This window comes from Pseudomonas sp. COR18 (genome assembly GCF_048568395.1).
GTDB lineage: Bacteria > Pseudomonadota > Gammaproteobacteria > Pseudomonadales > Pseudomonadaceae > Aquipseudomonas > Aquipseudomonas fuscovaginae_B.
Map to the genome: position 1 here is coordinate 4,697,568 of NZ_CP183808.1, position 21,435 is coordinate 4,719,002.

At 66.4% G+C, this 21,435-nt stretch carries 3 protein-coding genes; 2 read left to right on the forward strand and 1 reads right to left on the reverse strand.

The features are described from left to right. Position 1 precedes the first annotated feature (1 nt). Positions 2 to 7,939 carry an amino acid adenylation domain-containing protein gene (locus ACM62G_RS21630; RefSeq protein ID WP_419735510.1) on the forward strand — a complete coding sequence of 2,646 codons (7,938 nt, stop codon included), beginning with the start codon at positions 2 to 4 and terminating at the stop codon, positions 7,937 to 7,939. A gap of 15 nt (positions 7,940 to 7,954) precedes the next feature. Then, entirely contained in the window at positions 7,955 to 18,517 is a 10,563-nt protein-coding gene (locus ACM62G_RS21635) for an amino acid adenylation domain-containing protein (protein WP_419735511.1), read from the forward strand. A 293-nt stretch (positions 18,518 to 18,810) separates the two neighbouring features. Here ACM62G_RS21635 and ACM62G_RS21640 read toward each other — a convergent pair whose 3' ends face one another. Further along, positions 18,811 to 21,309: a TonB-dependent siderophore receptor gene (locus tag ACM62G_RS21640; RefSeq protein WP_419735512.1), complete on the reverse strand. Its 2,499-nt coding sequence runs from the start codon at positions 21,307 to 21,309 to the stop codon at positions 18,811 to 18,813. Positions 21,310 to 21,435 lie beyond the last annotated feature (126 nt).

The following is a 21,435-nucleotide window of genomic DNA, read 5'->3' on the forward strand; positions in this document are numbered from 1 at the left end:
GATGGACAAGACCACAGCACAACGGATTGCCCGGCGCTTCGTCGGCCTGCCGCTGGAACAGCGCCGCCAGATCCTGCAGAAAATGAGCGAGAGCGGGCAGAGCTTCAGGCTGCTGCCGATCACCGAAACCCGTCATGACGTTGCACGGATTCCACTGTCCTACGCACAGCAGCAGATGTTGATCCTCTGGCAACTGGACCCGGACAACAGCGCCTACAACGTGCCCATGGCGGTGCGCCTGAGCGGCCCCCTGGACGAGGCGGCAATGAGCCGCGCGCTGGCCCTGCTGGTGCATCGCCATGAAGCCCTGCGCACCCGTTTCGTCTCGGTCGAAGGCGAGTTCCACCAGGAGATTCTCGACGAGTCGCAGGTCGTCCTGCAGCGGGTGGACATCGCCGCGGAACCTGCCGGAAACCGTGAGGCGCGCCTGCAGGAGCGGGTGGCCGCCGAACTGGCGACACCATTCGACCTGTTGCAGGGGCCGTTGCTGCGGGTGCGGCTGTGGCGCCTGGACGAGGATGAGCACGTCCTCACCCTGTGCATGCACCACAGCGTCTCGGATGGCTGGTCGGGCGAGCTGCTGGTACAGGAATTCATCCGCTTCTACCTGGCCGAGGTGAACGGCAGCCCGGCGGGGCTGGCGCCGTTGCCGATCCAGTACGCCGACTACGCGATCTGGCAACGTGCCTGGCTGGAAGCCGGCGAGGGCGAGCGCCAACTGGCCTACTGGAAGCAGCAACTGGGCGAGGAACAGCCGCTGCTGGAGCTGCCGCTGGACCATGAACGTCCGGCGGTGGCCAGTCATCGGGGGGCCGTTGTCCGCACCAACCTGCCGCCGCAACTCTCGGCACAGCTCAAGGCCCGCGCCCGGCAGAACGGCCAGACCGTGTTCATGCAGGCCCTGGCGGCGCTGGCCGTGGTGCTGGCGCGCAGCAGCGGCCAGGCGGACATTCGCATCGGCGCGCCGAATGCCGGGCGCAACCGCGAGGAACTGGAAGGGCTGATCGGCTTCTTCATCAATACCCAGGTGCTGCGCATCCAGGTGGATGAACGCGACAGCCTCGAACAGTTGCTGGAACAGGTCAAGCAGGTGGTGAGCGGCGCGCAGTCCCATCAGGAACTGCCGTTCGAACAACTGGTCGATGCCCTGGCACCGGAACGCAGCCTGAGCCACAACCCGCTGTTCCAGGTCAAGATCAACCAGAACGTGCTGGCCGCGCGCAGCAACGCTGCCCCGGTTCAGTCGGCCTTGAGCGTCGAGGCATTCGCCATTGGCGTGGCCGATGCACGTTTCGACCTGGCCCTGGATTTCACCGATGCCCCGGAGGGCATCGAGGCCGAGTTCACCTACGCCACCGACCTGTTCGAGGCCGGCACGATCGAGCGTCTGGCCCGGGCCTGGCAACAGGTGCTGGAGCAGATGGTCGGCGCCGCCCAGGCGCCGCTGCTGGAGCAGCCGGGCGCGGCCGCCGAACACCCGGCTGCCGCCCAGGCACCGTTCCCCTGCGCGGACTTCCTCGCGCTCTGGCAGCAGGGCCTGCAGGTCGGGCGTGGCCAGCCGGCGCTGCGCTGCGGTACGCAACTGATCGACTATGACGAGCTGGAGCGCCGCTCCAACCAGCTGGCGCGTCTGCTGCTGGCCGAAGGTATCGGCGCCGGGGCTGTGGTTGCGCTGTGCCTGGAACGCTCCGTCGACTGGGTGGTGACCTTGCTGGCGGTGCTCAAGACCGGTGCGGTGTACCTGCCGCTGGATAACCGCCAGCCGGCCGAGCGCCTGCAACAATTGCTCAAGGACAGTGCAGCGGCGCTGCTGATCCATGCTCCGGGCGATAGCCTGGCGGCCGGCCTGGACGTGTGCCCGGCGCTGGCTCCGGTCGCGCAGCAATGGGCCGACCAGGACGCTTCGGCACTGGCGCTGCAGGTCGATCCCGAGCAGCCGGCCTACATCATCTACACCTCCGGTTCCACCGGGCAGCCCAAGGGCGTGCTGATCAGCCATCGCGGCCTGGCCAACTACGTGCAGGCGGTGTTGCAGCGCCTGCAACTGGCGCCCGGCGCGAGCCTGGCGCTGGTCTCGACCATTGCCGCGGACCTGGGCCATACCCAGCTGTTCGGGGCCCTGGCCAGCGGCCGACTGCTGCACCTGATGTCCCATGAACATGCCTTCGACCCGGACAGCTTCGCCGCCTACATGCACGAACACCAGGTCGATGTGCTGAAGATCGTCCCCAGCCACCTGCAGGGGCTGTTGCAGGCCGCTCGTGCGGCTGATGTGCTGCCACGGCAACTGCTGATCCTCGGTGGCGAGGCCAGCAGTTGGGCGTTGATCGAACAGGTCCGCCAGCTGGCGCCGGATTGCCGGATCATCAACCACTACGGCCCGACCGAGACCACCGTCGGGATCCTCACCCATGAAGTGCGCGAGCGCCTGGACGGCTGCCGCACGGTGCCGGTCGGCCAGCCGCTGGCCAACGACCGGGCGCAGGTGCTGGACGCCTACCTGAACCCGGTGGCCGAGCGTGTGCCGGGCGAGCTGTACCTGGGCGGTGCCGGCCTGGCCCTGGGGTACCTGGGGCAGGCGGCGCTGACCGCCGAGCGTTTCGTGCCCGATCCCGCGGCGCAGCAGGGCGAACGCCTGTACCGGGCCGGCGACCGTGCGCGCTGGGTCGATGGTCGGGTGGAATACCTGGGGCGTGCCGATGACCAGGTGAAGATTCGTGGCTACCGGGTCGAGCCGGGCGAAGTCGCCCAGCTGTTGCTGGGGCTCGACGGCGTGGCTGAGGCGGTGGTGCTCGCGCTGCCTCTGGAGAGCGATGCCACGCGCCTGCAACTGGTGGCCTACTGCGTGGTCACGCAAGGCCTCACCCTGCAAGGCGAGGCGTTGCGCCAGCAACTGCAGGCAGGGTTGCCGGAATACCTGGTACCGGCGCACATCGTGGTGCTGGAGCGCCTGCCGCTGACCGCGAATGGAAAGCTGGACAAGCGCGCCTTTCCCGTGCCGGGCGCGACCCAGCAACGTTATGTCGCACCGGTGGGCGAGATCGAGGAGAAACTGGCCGCGGTCTGGGCCGATGTGCTCAAGCTGGAACGGGTCGGCAGCACGGACAACTTCTTCGAACTCGGTGGCGACTCGATTCTCAGCCTGCAGATCATCGCCCGGGCCAAGCGCCAGGGGCTCAAGCTCAGTCCAAAACAACTATTCGAGAAGCAGACCATCGCGCAACTGGCGACGGTGGCCAAGCTGATCGAGAAGAAGACGGCCGTCGAGGTGCCGCAGCAGGTCAGCGGCGAGCAGCCGTTGCTGCCGATCCAGGTGCGTTTCTTCGAAACGGCTATCCCCGAGCGGCATCACTGGAACCAGTCGGTGTTGCTCAAGGCCCGCGAAACCCTGCAGGCCGCTCATGTCGAGCGGGCACTGGCGACGCTGGTCGAGCAGCACGACGGCCTGCGCCTGAGCTTCGAGGCGCAGGCTGATGGCTGGCGGGCCCGCTACCGGTTGGAGCAGCCGGCCGGGACGTTGTGGGTACGCGATCTGTCGTCGACTGCCGAGCTGGCCGCACTGCTGGACGAGGCACAACGCAGTCTAAACCTGACACAGGGGCCGCTGCTGCGTGCGGTGCTGGTCAACCTGCCGGCGGGCGGGCAGCGCCTGCTGCTGGTGATCCACCACCTGGTGGTCGATGGCGTGTCCTGGCGTGTGTTGCTGGAGGACCTGCAATCGGCCTACGTGGCGATCGCCCAGGGCCAGGCGCCGGCCCTGGCGGTCCGCGGCAGTTCGCTCAAGACCTGGGCCGAGCATTTGCACCAACATGCGCAGAGTCCGCTGATGGAGCAGGAACTGGCCTACTGGCAGGAGCAGTTGCGCGGCGTCAGCGACGCCTTGCCCTGTGACCGCCCGGAAGGCGGGCAGCAGCGGCGCCATGCCGCCTCCGTACAGACCCGCCTGGGGAGCGAACTGACCCGGCAGTTGCTCCAGCAGGCACCCGCCGCCTATCGGACGCAGATCAACGACCTGCTGCTCACCGCCCTGGCGCGGGTCATCGGCCGCTGGACCGGGCAGCCCGACACGCTGATCCGTCTTGAAGGGCACGGCCGTGAAGACCTTTTCGACGGACTGGACCTGAGCCGCACCAGCGGCTGGTTCAGCACCCTCTATCCGGTCCGGCTGAGCCCCGAGGATTCGCTGGGCGGTTCGATCATGGCGATCAAGGAGCAACTGCGTGCGGTGCCGAACAAGGGCATCGGCTACGGCCTGCTGCGCTACCTCGGCACGCCGGCGGCGCGCCAGGCCCTGCAGGGCCTGGCCGAAGGCAGCATCGTCTTCAACTACCTGGGGCAGGTCGAGCAGGGTGTCGACAAGGACAACGGCCTGTTCCAGCTCGCCGGCGAGGACAGCGGCCAGGGCCAGGACGTGGCGGCGCCACTGGGCAGCCTGATCAGCATCAATGGCCAGGTGCAGGACGGCGAGCTGGCATTGTACTGGGAGTTCAGCCGCGAGGTGTTCGACACGTCGACCCTGCAGCGCCTGGCCGACGAGTATGCCCGGGAGCTGGAGGCGCTGATCGTTCACTGTGCCGCGGGCGCCGGCCAGGGCGTGACCCCATCGGACTTCCCGCTGGTTCGCCTGAGCCGCGAGCAATTGCAGCGCCTGCCGGTGGCGGCGCAGGACATTGCCGATATCTATCCGCTGTCGCCGATGCAGGAGGGCCTGCTGCTGCACACCCTGCGTGAAGCCGGCTCGGGTATCTACCTGATGCAGTACTGCTACCTGATCGACCACGATATCGACCGGCAGGCCTTCACCCGGGCCTGGCGCACGGTGGTCGAGCGGCATGAGGTACTGCGCACCTCGTTCTGCTGGGATGTCGGCGACACCCTCGTGCAGATCGTCCGGCGCACGGTCGCCCCGGATATCCGTTTCATGGATTGGCAGGGCGTGGATGCTGCCGACTACGAAGCCCGCCTGAACGCGCAGCTGAGCGCCGAGCTGCAACAGGGCTTTGACCTGGCCGGTGAGGTGCCGTTCCGCCTGCGGTTGATCCAGCTGGGGCCGCAACGCTATGGCTTCGTCCTGAGCAATCACCATATCCTGCTCGATGCCTGGTGCCGCATGGGGATCGTGGCGGAGTTCTTCGAACTGTACGCTGCCGAGGTGGAAGGGCGCACCATGCAACTGCCGCTGCCACCGCGCTATCGGGACTTCATCGCCTGGCTGCAGGGGCACGACGAGCAGGTTTCCACGACGTTCTGGGAGCGTGAGCTTGCGGGTTTCGAACAGCCGACCGCCTTGCCGTTCGACCGCCTGATCAGCCGCGATGCCGGTACTTCGTCGACCGGCGACTGCCTGACCCGCCTCGGCAGCGAACAGACGCAGCAATTGTCCCGCATCGCCCAGTCCAGCCAGTTGACCCTCAATACGCTGGTGCAGGCGGCCTGGTCGGTGGTGCTGCACCGCTACAGCGGCGAGCGCGACGTGCTGTTCGGTGTCACGGTTTCCGGGCGTCCGGTCGAGCTCCCCGAAATGCAGGCCACGGTCGGGCTGTTCATCAACAGCATTCCGTTGCGCGTACGGATTCCCGGCGCGCACGATCCGCAGACGGTCAAGGCCTGGCTGCAGGGGGTGCAGGCGCACAACCTCGAGCTGCGCGAGCATGAGCATCTGCATCTGGTGACCATCCAGGGGCGCAGCGAGGTCGGCAAGGGCCAGGCGCTGTTCGACAGTCTGTTCGTGTTCGAGAACGCGCCGATCGAAGACAGCATCGGCGAACAGGCCGATAGCCTGAAGATCGAGTCCGGCTCCTCGCGGACCCACACCAACTATCCGCTCACTGTGGTGATCTACCCGGGCTCCAGCCTGGGGCTGCACCTGTCCTATGACCAGCGCCTGTTCGAGCAGGCCACGGTCGAACGCCTGCTGGGCGACCTGCGCGAAGTGCTCCAGGCGTTTGCCGAGGGCATCGACCGGGACTTCCAGGACCTGGTGGCGACCTTGCAGGCGCCGCTGGCGCTGGGCCGCGATACCGGCGATGCGCCTGGTGCCGACCTCGACCAGGGTTATGCGCAACTGTTCCGCCGCACCGTACAGCGGGTTCCACAGCAGGTGGCGGCGACTTGCCAGGGGCAGGGCTGGACCTACGTCGAGCTGGATCGGCACAGCGACCGCCTGGCGGTGGCGCTGCAGGCCAGCGGGGTGGCGGCCGACGACCTGGTGGCGGTGCTCGGTGAGCGCGGCCTGCCGCTGCTGGGCATGGTGGTCGCCGGGTTCAAGGCCGGTGCCGGCTACCTGGGCCTGGACCCCTCGCTGCCGGCACAACGACTGGCAGATATCCTCACTCTCAGCGGCAGCCGCGTGCTGGTTTGTAGCAGCGCCTGCCGGGCGTTGGCCGAGCAGTTGCTGGCGCGTATCGACGAAGCGGCCCGGCCGCGGCTGCTGGTCTGGGAGCAGGTGCTGGAGCAGCCGGCATCCGCTGCGTTGCCGACGGCCCTGCCGGCGATCACTGCCCGCCACCTGGCCTACGTGATCTTCACCTCGGGTTCCACCGGCCTGCCCAAGGGCGTGATGGTGGAACAGGGCGGTATGCTCAACAACCAGTTGAGCAAAGTGCCCTACCTGGGGCTGACCGAACAGGATGTGATCGCCCAGACCGCTTCGCAGAGCTTCGACATTTCCGTATGGCAACTGCTGACCGCCGCACTTTGCGGGGCCCGCGTCGAGATCGTGCCCTCGGTCATCGTCCAGGACCCGGCCGCGTTGCTCAGGCATGTGGAACAGACCGGCATCACCGTCCTTGAAGTGGTGCCGGCGCTGATCCAGGGGCTGCTCGACCAGCCGGTGGCGCGACTGGCGAGCCTGCGTTACCTGCTGACCACGGGCGAGGCGATGGCCCCGGCGCTGGCTGAGCGCTGGTTGCGCCAGTACCCGGACATTCCCTTGATCAACGCCTATGGTCCGGCCGAATGTTCCGATGACGTGGCCCTGCACCGGGTGCAGTTGCAGGACCGCGAGCGCGCCTATCTGCCGATCGGCCTGGACACCGATCACAACCGGCTGAGTGTGCTCAACGATCTGCTCGAACCGATGCCGGAGCGTGCCACGGGCGAACTGCATATCGCCGGCCTGGGGGTTGGCCGCGGCTACCTGGGCGACCCGAAACGTACAGCCCTGAGCTTCGTGCCCAACCCGTTCGGCCAGACGCCGGGCGAGCGGCTGTACCGCACCGGCGACCTGGTTCGGCGCCGGGCTGCCGACGGCGTGCTGGAGTACGTCGGGCGTACGGACTACCAGGTGAAGATCCGTGGCTTCCGTATCGAGCTGGGCGAGATCGAGGTGCGCCTGCAGCAGCATGCCGCGGTGCGCGAGGCGGTGGTGGTCGACATCGATGGCCCGGGCGGCCGGCAACTGGCGGCGTACCTGGTGCCCAGGGACAGCGGCTGGACGGCGGACGATGTCCCGGCCTTGCGTGATGGGCTCAAGGCACACCTCAGGGAGCACCTGCCGGAGTACATGGTGCCGACACACCTGGTGGTGCTGGAGCGGATGCCGCTGACCGCCAACGGCAAGCTCGACCGCCGGGCCTTGCCCAAGCCGGACGCCAGCCAGCTGCAGCATCGCTATGTGGCGCCGCAGACCGAGCAGGAGCGGCAGTTGGCCGATATCTGGGCCGATGTGCTGAAGGTCGAGCGGGTGGGGATGGATGACCACTTCTTCGAGCTGGGCGGGCATTCGCTGCTGGTCATGCAGGTGATGGTGCGCATCCGTGACCAGTTGCAGATCGAGGTGTCGCTCAACGAGTTGTTCGAGCTGCCGGTGCTGGCGGACTTCAGTCGCGCGGTCCGGCAGAAAACCGGCCATAGTGGCCAGGCCCAGGATGAATTGGCTAAATCGCTGGCCGCCCTCAAACGTCTTACTGCGGAGGAAATCGATAATTTGATCGCATAGCGGGAGAACATCAAAGTGCAAGAGCTGCTCGACTCCGTAAAATCGCTGTCCATCCGCGAGCGCAAGGCGCTCTCGGCGTTGCTCAAGCGACAAGGGGTGAACCTCTACGGGGTGACCCCGATTTTCAGACGGGAGTCAGAGTCGTCTTCGGCGCTGTCCTACGCCCAGCAACGCCAGTGGATTCTCTGGCAACTGGAACCGGGCAGCGCCGCCTACAACCTCCCCACGGCCTTGCGCCTTAAGGGCAGCCTGGACACCGAAGCCCTGCGCCGCAGTTTCGAGGCGCTGATCCGGCGCCACGAAACCTTGCGCACCACCTTGCGCGAGGACGCCGGGCAGGTGCTGCAGGTGATCCACCCGGCCGATGTTTTCACGCTGGCGCCGGAGCGCCTGGCGTCCCCGCTTTCCGACGATCCCGATGAACAGATCCGCGCCTGCGTGGAGGACGAGGTGCAGCGGCCCTTCGACCTCGAGCGCGGGCCGCTGATGCGGGTTCGCCTGCTGCGGATCGCCGAGCAGGACCATGTGCTGATCCTGACCGTGCACCACATCGTTTCCGATGGCTGGTCGATGCCGATCATGGTCGACGAGCTGGTCCGCCTCTACGACGGTTTCCGCCAGGGCCGCGAGGTCGAACTCCCAGCCCTGCCGATCCAGTACGCCGACTATGCCCAGTGGCAGCGCGACTGGATGGAGGCGGGCGAACAGGAACGCCAGCTCGGCTACTGGAAGGGCCAGCTGGGTGGCGAGCAACCCGTGCTGGAACTGCCCGTCGACCGACCACGTCCGACCCAGCCGAGCCTGGCCGGACAGAGCCTGGCCATCGACCTGCCACCGGCACTGGCCCAGTCCCTCAAGGCGGTTGCCCGGCAGCAGGGCGTAACCCTGTTCATGCTGTTGCTGGCCTCCTTCCAGACCCTGCTGCACCGTTACTGCGGCCAGACCGACATCCGCGTCGGGGTGGCCATCGCCAACCGTAGCCGCGTGGAAACGGAAGGGCTGATCGGTTTCTTCGTCAACACTCAGGTCCTGCGGGCCGAGATCGACGCCCAGGCCCCCTTCGCCCAGTTGCTGCAGCAGGTGAAGAAAACCGCGCTCGACGCCCAGGCCCACCAGGACCTGCCGTTCGAGCAACTGGTGGAGGCCTTGCAGCCCGAGCGCAGCCTGAACCGCACGCCGTTGTTCCAGGTGATGTTCAACCACCAGACCCAGGTCCGAGGCGAGGCGCGCGAGCTGGCCGGCCTGCGTGTCGAGGGCCTGGCCTGGGAGAAACGCACCGCCCAGTTCGACCTGACCCTGGACACCTTCGAAAGCGATGAGGGCCTGGGGGCGGCGTTCACCTACGCGAGTGACCTGTTCGAGCCCGCCACCATCGAGCGCCTGGCCAGGCATTGGCGCAGCCTGCTGGCAGCCATCGGCGCGGACCCGCAACAACGTATCGCCGCGTTGCCGATGCTGGACCCGGCGGAGCGGCAACGCACCCTCCTTGCCTGGAACCCGGCACCGGCGGCGCACCCCGCCACGGCCTGTGCCCATGAGCTGATCGAAGCCCAGGCCCTGCAGGCACCGGATGCGCTGGCGGTGACCCATGGCACCCGCAGCCTGACCTATGGCGAGCTGAACCGCCGGGCCAACCAGCTGGCGTACCATCTGCGCGCCTGTGGCGTCGGCCCGGACGTGCTGGTGGGCCTGGCGGTGGACCGCGGCCTGGAGATGCTGGTCGGCCTGCTGGCGATCCTCAAGGCCGGCGGTGCCTACGTACCGCTGGACCCGGATTACCCCGAGGACCGCCTGGCGTACATGATCCAGGACAGCCACATCCGCCTGCTGCTGACGCAGAGCCACCTGGCGGGCCGCCTGCCGGTTCCCGACAGCGTGCGCAGCCTGTGCCTGGACCAGGAAGGCGACTGGCTGGAAGGTTATCCACAGCAGAACCTGCCGACGCTGACCGACCCCGACAACCTCGCCTATGTGATCTATACCTCCGGCTCCACTGGCAAGCCCAAGGGTACGCTGCTGCCGCACCGCAATATTCTCCGGCTGTTCCAGGCCACTGACGAATGGTTCGGGTTCGGGCCCCAGGACGTCTGGACGATGTTCCACTCCTATGCGTTCGACTTCTCGGTCTGGGAGATCTTCGGGGCGCTGATGCACGGCGGTCGCCTGGTCATCGTGCCGCGCGATGTCAGCCGTTCGCCGCAGGACTTCTACCCGCTGCTGCTCAGTGAGGGAGTCACGGTACTGAACCAGACGCCTTCGGCGTTCAAGCAACTGGCACGGGTGGCCTGCGAGGCGCCGCCGTCGTCTGCGCCGCTGGCCCTGCGCTACGTGGTGTTTGGTGGCGAAGCCCTGGACGTCGGCAGCCTGCAACCCTGGTTCGAGCGCTTTGGCGATCGCTCGCCGCAATTGGTCAACATGTACGGCATCACCGAAACCACGGTGCACGTGACGTACCGGCCGATCGGCCGCGAGGACCTGCTGCAGGCGGGCGTCAGCCCGATTGGCGAGGTTATCCCCGACCTGTCCTGGTATGTGCTGGATGCCGATTTCAACCCCGTCGCCCAGGGCTGCAGCGGTGAGCTGCATGTTGGCCGCGCGGGCCTGGCGCGCGGTTATCACCAGCGTCCGGCGCTGACCGCCGAGCGCTTCGTGCCCGATCCGTTCGACGAGCAGGGCGGTGGCCGCCTGTACCGCGCTGGCGACCTGGCCCGTTATCGGGCCGAGGGCTGTATCGAATACATCGGGCGTCTGGATCATCAGGTGAAGATTCGCGGTTTTCGCATCGAACTGGGCGAAATCGATGCCCGGCTGCGCGAGCAGGTTGCCGTCCAGGAAGTCAGCGTCATCGATATCGACGGCCCGGGCGGCAAGCAACTGGTGGCCTACCTGGTGCCCAGCGACCCGACGCTGCTGGAGGCCGATCCGCAGGTCCAGGGGCAATGGCGGCGTGAGCTGCGCGAGCACCTCAAGGCCGTGCTGCCCGACTACATGGTACCGGCCCACTGGGTCCTGCTGCGCCAGATGCCGCTGACCGCCAACGGCAAGCTGGACCGCCGGGCCTTGCCGGCACCGGATGCCGCGCAGGCGCAGAGAAGCCATGTCGCCCCGGTGACCGCCGTGCAGCAGCAGGTGGCGCAGATCTGGGCCGAGGTGCTGAAGATCGAGCGGGTCGGGCTGGACGACAACTTCTTCGAACTGGGTGGGCACTCGCTGCTGGCGACCCAGGTCATCTCGCGGATTCGCCAGAGCCTCGAACTGGAGCTGTCGTTGCGTGACCTGTTCGAAGCCCAGGATTTGGCGGCATTCGTGCGCAAGGCCGAGGGCGGTGCCGCCCCGACGCCGGTCGCGGCCATCGAGCCGGCCGATCGGACGCAACCGCTGCTGCTCTCCCATGCCCAGCAGCGCCAGTGGTTTCTCTGGCAACTGGAGCCGGACAGTGCCGCCTACAATATCCCGGCGGCCCTGCAACTGCGCGGCACACTGGACGTCGAGGCCCTGCGGCGCAGCTTCGAAACGCTGATTGCCCGTCATGAAACCCTGCGCTGCACCTTCCGCGAGGAGGGCGAACTGACCGTCCAGGTCATTCATCCGGCCACCACCTTCGACTTGCCCGTGGAGCGCCTGGCGGACATCCCGGCGGTCGGGCGCGAGGCGGCCGTCCGCGCCTACGTCGAGCGTGAGGCCGCCCAGGCGTTCGACCTGGTGCAGGGCCCCCTGCTGCGGGTGCGTCTGTTGCAGGTTGAAGACACCGAGCATGTGCTGGTGCTGACCGTCCACCATATCGTCTCCGATGGCTGGTCCACGCCGATCATGGTCGACGAACTGGTGCGCCTGTACAGCGCCTACCACCAGGGCGTGGCCGTCGATCTGCCGGCCCTGCCGGTGCAATACGCCGATTACGCCCAGTGGCAACGGCGCTGGATGGCCGAGGGCGAGCAGGCCCGCCAGCTGGACTACTGGATCGGACAACTGGGTGGCGAGCAGCCGGTGCTCGAATTGCCCACCGACCGGCCGCGCCCGACGATTCGCAGCCATGCCGGCGAGCGCCTGGCCATCGAGCTGCCGCCGGGGCTGGCCGATGGCCTCAGGACCGCGGCCCGACAGCAGGGCGTGACCCTGTTCGTGTTGCTGCTGGCCTCGTTCCAGACCCTGTTGCATCGTTACAGCGGTCAGGCCGATATCCGTGTCGGGGTGCCGATCGCCAACCGCAACCGGGTCGAAACCGAACGCCTGATCGGCTTCTTCGTCAATACCCAGGTGCTGCGTGCCGGGTTCACCTCGAGCCTGACCTTCAGCGAATTGCTGCAACAGGTCCGGCAGGCGGCCCTGGAGGCCCAGGCGCACCAGGACCTGCCGTTCGAGCAGTTGGTGGAGGCGTTGCAGCCCGAGCGCAGCCTGAGCCACAGCCCGTTGTTCCAGGTCATGTACAACCACCAGGCCGAAGGGCCTGGCGAGTTGCACACGTTGCCCGGCCTGACGGTCCAGGGGCTGGCCTGGGACAGCCATGTCGCCCAGTTCGACCTGGCCCTGGACACCCATGAGAACGTCGACGGGCTGAGTGCCGCCCTGACGTACTCCAGCGCGCTGTTCGACCCCTCGACCATCGAGCGCATGGCCGGCCACTGGCGCAACCTGCTGGCGGCGATTGCCAGCGGCGCCCATCGCCGCGTGGTCGAACTGCCGATGCTCGACGATGACGAGCGCCAGCGGATCGTCGTCGACTGGAACCGCAGCGAGGCCGACTACCCGGCAGGCCGCTGCATTCATGAGCTGATTGCCGAACAGAGCCGCCTGACGCCGCAGGCGACGGCCCTGCTGTTCGATGATGCGGACATGAGTTACCAGCAACTGGACCGGCATTCCAACCACCTGGCCCACAAGCTGCGGGAATTGGGCGTGGGGCCGGATGTGCTGGTCGGCGTGGCCGTGGAGCGTGGCCCGCAGATGCTGGTGGGCCTGCTGGCGATCCTCAAGGCCGGTGGCGCCTATGTGCCGCTGGACCCGGACTTCCCGGCCGATCGCCTGGCGTACATGGTGCAGGACAGCGGGCTGGCGTTGTTGTTGACCGAGAGTCACTTGAGTATCCACCAGGCCCTTGGCGCCGAAGTGCGCAGCCTGTTCCTCGACCAGTCGCAGGACTGGCTGCACGGGGTCGACGAGGCACCGCTGGCCAACCTGGCGCAGCCGGACAACCTGGCCTACGTGATCTACACCTCCGGCTCCACCGGCAAGCCCAAGGGCGTGGCGGTGCCGCACGGGGCGCTGGTGAACTTCCTCTTCAGCATGGCCGAGCAGCCGGGTGTCGAGCCTTCGGACCGGGTGCTGTCGTTGACCTCGCTGTCCTTCGACATCGCCGGGCTAGAGCTGTACCTGACGCTGATGCACGGCGCGGCGGTGGTACTGCTGCGCCAACAGCAGAACAAGGATCCGCAGGCCCTGCTGGAGATCATCGGCCGACGCCAGGTCACGGTGATCCAGGCGACGCCGTCGACCTGGCGCATGCTGCTCGACAGCGCGCCGCCGGGCCTGCTGGCCGGCTGCAAGGTGCTCTGCGGGGGGGAAGCCCTGGGCGCCGAGCTGGCGCAGCGGCTGATCGAGCAGGCCGGGCATGTCTGGAACGTCTATGGCCCGACCGAAACCACCATCTGGTCGGCGCGACACTACCTGACCTCGAGCGACGACATCCGGCTCGGCCGGCCGATCGCCAACACCCGCCTGCATATCCTCAGCGACGACTTCGACGTGCTGCCGCCGGGCGCCCGTGGCGAACTGCTGATCGGCGGCGAGGGCCTGGCGCGGGGTTATCACCAGCGTCCGGGGCTGACCGCCGAACGCTTCATTCCGGATCCGTTCGACCGCAAGGGCGGTGGCCGCCTGTACCGTACCGGCGACCTGACCCGCTACCATGGCGACGGCGTGATCGAGTACGCCGGACGCCTGGACCACCAGGTGAAGATCCGCGGTTTCCGCATCGAACTGGGCGAAATCGAGGCGCGGCTGCAGGAGCATGGCGGCGTCCGCGAAGCCGTGGTCATCGATATCGACGGCCCGGCGGGCAAGCAACTGGCCGCGTACCTGGTGGCCGAGCAGGCGGGCCAGGATACCGAAGCGGCAAGGGAAGCGTTGCGGCGCGAGCTGAGGGAGTGGTTGAAGGCCGGCCTGCCGGACTACATGGTGCCGTCTCACCTGATCCTGCTGGAGCGACTGCCGCTGACCCCGAACGGCAAGGTCGATCGCAAGGCCCTGCCGGCTCCGCAGGCCAATCTCGCGCAGTTCGAGTATCGGGCCCCGCAGACCGCGCTGGAACAAGCCCTGGCCGGGATCTGGCAGGAGGTGCTGAAGGTCGACCGGGTCGGTCTGGGCGACAACTTCTTCGACCTGGGCGGGCATTCGCTGATGGCGACCCAGGTGATTTCCCGGGTGCGCCAAGGGCTCGATGTCGAGTTGCCCCTGCGTACGCTGTTCGAGGCCGACAACCTGGCCGAGTTCGCCGAACGGGTCGCCCAGGGTACGCTCAACCGGGCGCCGGCGCTGCTGCCGATCGGGCGTGACCAGCCGCTGGCGTTGTCCTATGCCCAGCAGCGCCAGTGGTTCCTCTGGCAACTGGAGCCGGACAGTGCCGCCTACAACATCCCGGCTGCCCTGCGGCTTGAGGGGGCCCTGGATGTCGAGGCGCTGCGGCGCAGCTTCGAGGCCCTGTGCGCTCGTCACGAAGTGCTGCGTACCACCTTCCGCCAGGACGGCGAGCGGGCGGTGCAGGTCATTCATCCGGCAACGGCGTTCACGCTGACGGTCGATGCCTGTGCGCAGTCCGCCGGCGAGGCGGAGATCGCCCACTACATCGACGAGGAAATCCGCCAGCCATTCGATCTGGAGCAGGGGCCACTGTTGCGGGTGAAGCTGCTGCACCTGGCGCCGCAGGCCCATGTCCTGGTCCTGACCGTGCACCATATCGTTGCCGATGGCTGGTCGATGCCGGTCATGGTCGACGAACTGGTGCAGTTGTATGAAGCCGGCAGCCAGGGGCGCGCGGCCGAACTGCCGGCGCTGCCGATCCAGTATGCCGACTATGCCGTGTGGCAGCGGCAATGGATGGAGGCGGGAGAACAGCGTCGCCAGCTGGATTACTGGCAGGCCGAACTGGGCGGCGAGCAGCCGGTCCTCGAATTGCCACTGGACCGGCCGCGGCCGACCCAGCAGAGCCATGCCGGCGATCGGCTGTCGGTCGAACTGGATTCGCAACTGGTGCAGGCCCTGAAAACCACGGCCCGCGAGCAGGGCGTCACCCTGTTCATGCTCTTGCTGGCCTCGTTCCAGACCTTGCTGCAGCGTTACTCCGGGCAGGCCGATATCCGCGTGGGCGTTCCCGTCGCCAACCGGACGCGGGTCGAGACCGAACGCCTGATCGGCTTCTTCGTCAACACCCAGGTGCTCAAGGCCGAATTCCATGCGGCGCTGACCTTCACCCAACTGCTGCAACAGGTGAAGAGAACCGCCCTGCAGGCCCAGGGTCACCAGGACCTGCCATTCGAACAACTGGTGGAGGCCTTGCAGCCGGAGCGTAGCCTGAGCCACAGCCCGCTGTTCCAGGTGATGTACAACCACCAGAGCCAGGTCAGTGGCGAAGGCCATCAACTGTCCGGGCTGCGGGTGCAGGGCCTGGTGCCGGCCAGCCATACCGCGCAGTTCGACCTGACCCTGGACACCAGCGAGCATGAGCAGGGCCTGGGGGCGACCCTGACCTATGCCACCGCGCTGTTCGACCGCGGCACGATCGAGCGCATGGCGCGTCATTGGCGGGCGTTGCTGGTGGCGATCAGCCGCGATGCGAGCCAGCGGGTTGCCGACCTGCCGTTGCTGAGCGACAGCGAGCGGCAGCAGATCGAGCGGGAATGGAACCGGACCGAGGCGGCCTACCCGGTCCAGGCCTGCGTGCATGGCCTGATCGAGGCCCAGGCCGGGCGGACGCCCGAGGATACGGCGCTGATCTGGCACGAGGGGCGCATGAGCTACCGGCAGTTGGACCAGCGTTCCAACCAGCTGGCGCAGACCTTGCGCCAGGCGGGCGTGGGGCCTGACGTGCTGGTGGGGATCGCGGTCGAGCGCGGGCCGGACATGCTGCTGGGCCTGCTGGCGATCCTCAAGGCCGGCGGTGCCTATGTGCCGCTGGACCCGGATTTCCCCGAGGACCGGCTGGCCTACATGATGCAGGACAGCGGCCTGCAACTGCTGCTGACCCAGAGCCCGTTGCTGGAGCGCCTGCCGCTCCCCGAGGGCGTGCGCAGCCTGTGCCTGGACCGCGAGCAGCAGTGGCGTGATGGTGTGGATGAGGCTGCGCTGGCGAACCTGGCACAACCGGACAACCTGGCCTATGTGATCTACACCTCGGGTTCCACCGGCAAGCCCAAGGGCGTCGCGGTGCGCCACGAAGGTTTGAGCAACTTCCTCTTCAGCATGGCTGAACAGCCGGGGATCGATGCCCGCGACCGGGTGCTGTCGCTGACTTCGCTGTCATTCGATATCGCCGGTCTGGAGCTGTACCTGCCATTGATGTGTGGCGCTGCGGTGGTCTTGCTGGACAAGGGCGACAACAAGGACCCGCAACGGCTGGTCGAGTCGATCAAGCGTCACGCGGTCAGCCTGGTCCAGGCAACCCCATCGACCTGGCGCATGCTGCTCGACCAGGCCCCGGCCGGTCTCCTGGCCGGGCGCAAGGTCCTCTGCGGCGGCGAGGCGTTGAGTGCCGAACTGGCGCAGCGGCTGATCGAGCAGGCCGGGCATGTCTGGAACGTCTACGGCCCGACCGAGACGACGATCTGGTCCGCCGCCCACTACCTGACCGCCAGCGACGATGTCTGGCTGGGGCGTCCGATCGCCAATACCCGCCTGCATATCCTCGGGGATGACTTCGATACCCTGCCGCTGGGCGCGCGCGGGGAGCTGCTGATCGGCGGTCACGGCCTGGCCCGCGGCTACCATCAACGCCCGGGATTGACCGCCGAGCGTTTCGTCCCCGATCCGTTCGATGAGCAGGGTGGTGGGCGCCTGTACCGCACGGGGGATCTGACCCGTTATCGCGAACAGGGCGTGATCGAGTACGTCAGTCGTCTCGACCATCAGGTGAAGATCCGCGGCTTCCGTATCGAACTGGGTGAAATCGAGGCCCGCCTGCAGGAACATGCCGCCGTCCGCGAAAGCAGTGTGATCGACCTCGATGGGCCGACCGGCAAGCAGCTGGCCGCCTACCTGGTGCTCAGCGAGGCGGGCGTCGAGCAGCCCTGGGAGTCACTGCACGCACAACTCAGGTCGCACCTGAAGGCCGGCCTGCCGGACTACATGGTGCCTGCGCACCTGGTGGTGCTGGAGCGGATGCCGCTGACGCCGAACGGCAAGCTGGACCGCAAGGCGCTGCCACTGCCGGATGCCAACGCGGTACAGCGCAGCCATGTCGCCCCGCGGACCGAACTGGAACAGCGCCTGGCCGATATCTGGGCCGAGTTGCTGAAGGTCGAGACGGTCGGCCTGAACGATAACTTCTTCGAGCTGGGCGGACATTCGCTGCTGGTGATCTCTCTGGTCGGCCGGCTGCGTGAGGCCTTCGGTGTGACGATCAAGCTGCACGACTTCCTGCTGATGGAGACACTGGCCGACCTCGCCGACTTCATGCGCGAAGGCGAGGCGAAGGTGAAGACGCCGGTCATCAGCATGAACGGGTGCCACGCGGATAATGCTCCGCTGTTCTGCCTGCCACCGGGCGGCGGCGGCACCTACTCCTACTATCCGTTGGCGGGGCAACTGAAGGACGAACGACGGGTCTACGGGCTGGTCAACAAGAGCTATGTGGTGCCGGGCTGGTTCGACCGTTCCTGGGAAGAGATGGTCGGCTACTACGTCCAGCAGATCCGGCAGACCCAGCCCGAGGGGCCATACAACCTGCTGGGCTGGTCCCTGGGCGGGGCCCTGGCGATCGAAGTGGCCCATGTACTGGAGCAGAGCGGCGACCAGGTGAGTTTCCTCGGCCTGGTGGACACCAGCCTGCCGGCGGCACTGGAGGTCTTTGCGCCCGAGCAGGAGCCGGTGCCGGACGCCGCGGCGCCGGAGCAGAGCCTGTTCGCGAATCTGGTGGGCAGCCTCCTGGCCTTCGTCCCCGGCGTCGAGGAGCAGACCATCGTCGGGCTGATCGAGCAGGCGCGGGCGCAGTGGGACGATGAGCAGGTGATTGCCGACTGGGTCATCGACCAGGTTGCGTTGGTCGGCGGTGTCAGCGCCGAGGGCCTGCGTGAGGTCTACCGCGATATCGCCGTGCAGGACGAAATCGAGACCGGCTACCGCCTGTTGCGCACCAACGCGATCCTCAGCGAGGCCTTCACGCTCAAGCCGTTGCAGGTCAAGCCGGATTGCTGGTGGGCGGGGGCGAGCAAGACCGCCGAGGAAATCGGCGCGGCGCAGGCCGTGCTGGTGGAGCAGTGCTCGCGTAATGGGCTGGCCACCTCGATGGCGCTGGAGGAGAACCATGACAGCATCATTCTCTCCCAGGCGTTGTTGACGGCGGTACTGGAGCGTCTGAAGTCAGTCTGACTGAGCCGGCGGGAAATGAAAAAGCCAGGGCCCGCGCCCTGGCTTTTTCATTCCGCGAATCCACGGTTCAGCTACTGCATTCCTGTTCCGGGTGACTGATCGTTTGGCGAGCGGGGTTGCCCGCGCTGGGGCGTGTAGCGGCCCCTGGGCACCCGGCGTATCAGATGAGCCGAGTGCTGCGGTTCCAGGGCCGCTTCGCAGCCGAGCGTGGGCAGCCCGCTCTCCATCGAAACAGTCGCCCATAAAAAAACCAAGGGTCGCCCCTTGGTTCTTTTGACGCCAACCTTGTGCGATCAGAAGTCACCGCGCAGGGTGACCATGAAGTTGCGGGGTTCGCCGTAGTAGCTGCCGCGACGCAGTTCGCCGGTCGCCTCGTAGTACTTCTTGTCGAAGACGTTCTTCAGGTCGAACGACAGTTTCCAGTGGTCGTCCAGCTTGTATTGCGTGCGTGCATCCCAGATGGCCCGGCCCGGGTTGGGAATATCCTGGTCGTTGAAGTGCGATACGTAACCACTCTGGGTCGATACGCCGCCGCCCACGCTCAGGCGATTCAGGTCGCCTTGCAGGTTGTACATGGTGGAAACACGCAGCATGTGTTTCGGCGTTTCCGAGTCGATTGAAGAGCCGTCGTCGTTGCGGGTGATGTTGTAGGTGTAGCCGGCGCTCATCTGCCAGCCGGTGGCGACTTCGCCGCTGGCTTCCAGCTCTACGCCCTTGCTGGTGCTGGGTGGACCGTTTACATAGCAGGAGCCGCTGCTGGGGTTGTTTCGCTGGCAGGCATCGGGGTTTGCGGCGGTCGTGGCGTCGTCTGTCTGGAACAGGTCTTTCTGTTTGATGTAGAACACCGCGGCAGAGACATTCAGGCGGCCATCATACAGCGCGCCCTTGATGCCGGTTTCATAGTTCGATCCCAGGGTCGGTTTCAGGCTCTTGCCGGTTTCGGTCCGGTAATTGCTCTGCGGGCGGAAGATATCGGCATAGCTGGCGTACCACGACCACTGTTCATCCAGGTCGTAGATAAGCCCGGCGAAGGGTGTGAATTTTTTGTCTTCACGGTAGTCGTTGGGGGTGGCCCTGGTGGCCGTTATACCCGTGATGTCGCTGGGATAGTCGTATCGAGTGTTGTCGTTCTTGTACCAGCTCAGTCGGCCACCGAGTACCAGGCTCAAAGGCTCGGCCAGGCGCAGGCGCAAGGTGCTGTAGAGGCCATACTGGCGCTGGGTGATATCGTCCAGGCTCTGCCAGGACGGTTGCTGCGGCTTGGAGATAAGATGGTGGTTGGGGTCGAAGACGTCGATCGGCAGGTCGATCGGTAACAGTGACTGCTTGCTCAGGATATGTTGCTGCGACCAGTTGGCGCCGACCATCAACTCGTGGGTCAGGCCAAAGGCGTCGAAGTTGCCCGAAACATGACCATCGATCCCCTTGCTGGTGACGTATTCACGGCGGAACTGGGTGTTGGAGAGAAAGGTTCCGCTCTGAGTCGCAGGGTCCAAGGCACCCTGTGAATAGGCCACACGCTGGTTGAACATGCTCTGCGACTGGGTCACCGAGACCTTGCTGGTCCAGTTGTCGTTGAGATGGTGTTCCAGGTCGGCGAAGACTTCGTTGACTTCGATTTCGTGGCGGTTCCAGTCCTGGCCCAGCGAGGTGGAGCGTGAAACGTCAATCTCTCGACCGTTGTTGTAGCGCGGCAGGCCGAAAATCGTGTAGCCCTGGTAGAGCGTGCGTTGATGGCGCAGGCCGACGGCCAGGGTCGTGGAGTCGTTCAGATCGGCTTCGACGATGCCGTACAGCAATGGGGTCTGGGAGTTGAGCCCATCCTGGAAATAGCCACGATCCTCATAGGCGACCACGGCACGACCGCGCAGGGTGCCTTGCTCATTGAGCCGGCCGCTGCCGTCCAGGTCCATGCGGTAATTGTCCCAGGAGCCGGCACTGGTGCTGATCGAGAAGCGCGGATCGGAAGTCGGACGCTTGCGCACCAGGTTGACCGCACCACCGGGGTTGCCGGCACCGACCAACAGGCCGGAAGCGCCGCGCAGGACCTCGACGCGATCGAATACCGCCATGTCGGGCCGGATCCAGCCGGTGAGGTTGTAGGCCAACCCTGGAACGCCATCGATCATGTAACTGTCGTCTTCCAGGGTAAAGCCGCGGGAGTTGAACACGTTACCGCCGAAGTTGCGATTGGAGCGGGTGATACCGGTGGTCTGGGCCATCACCTCGTCGAGCTTGGTGAGGTTCTTGTCATCCATCTGCTGGCGGGTCACCACCGTGACCGACTGCGGTGTTTCCCGCAGCGAATGCGCGGTCTTGCCGATGGTCACCACGCCGGTGGTGTAGGAGCCGGTGCCGTCGGTGCTGGTGCCCAGGGTCTGGGCCTGCCCGCTGATGGTGGTGGCCGCCAGGTTCAGGCCCGAGCTGGTGGTGGCCGGGGCACTGCTCAGGGTCAGGGTGTCGCCCTGGAAGCTGTAGTTCACACCGGTGTTCTTCAGCAACTCGCTGGCCGCCTGGCCCGGGGTGAGCTTGCCCTTGACCGCTGCCCCCTGCAGGCCCTGCACCCGCTCCGGGTTGTACAGCACCTGGATATTGCCCTGGCGCCCCAGTTCCTGCAGGGCCGCCGCCAGTGGCTGGGCGGCGATGTTGAATTCGAACTCCTGGGCCTGTACCTGTGCAGCCATCGGCAGTGCCAGCGCCATCCCCATGGCGCCGAGCGTGACAGGCGAGCGCAGCATCTTGCGAACCAGCAAGGCCTTGCTCAAGGGGGTCAGTCGATGTGTTGTCGGCATTCTTTCAGCTCTTTCTAAGTGTGGAAAAGCGAGTAGGAATTGTTCTTACTTGAGAAGAAGACGCACCAGCCCGACAAAATCGGAAAACAAAGCGGAAAAATTTCGGTGAGGGGGCGTTCTTCCATG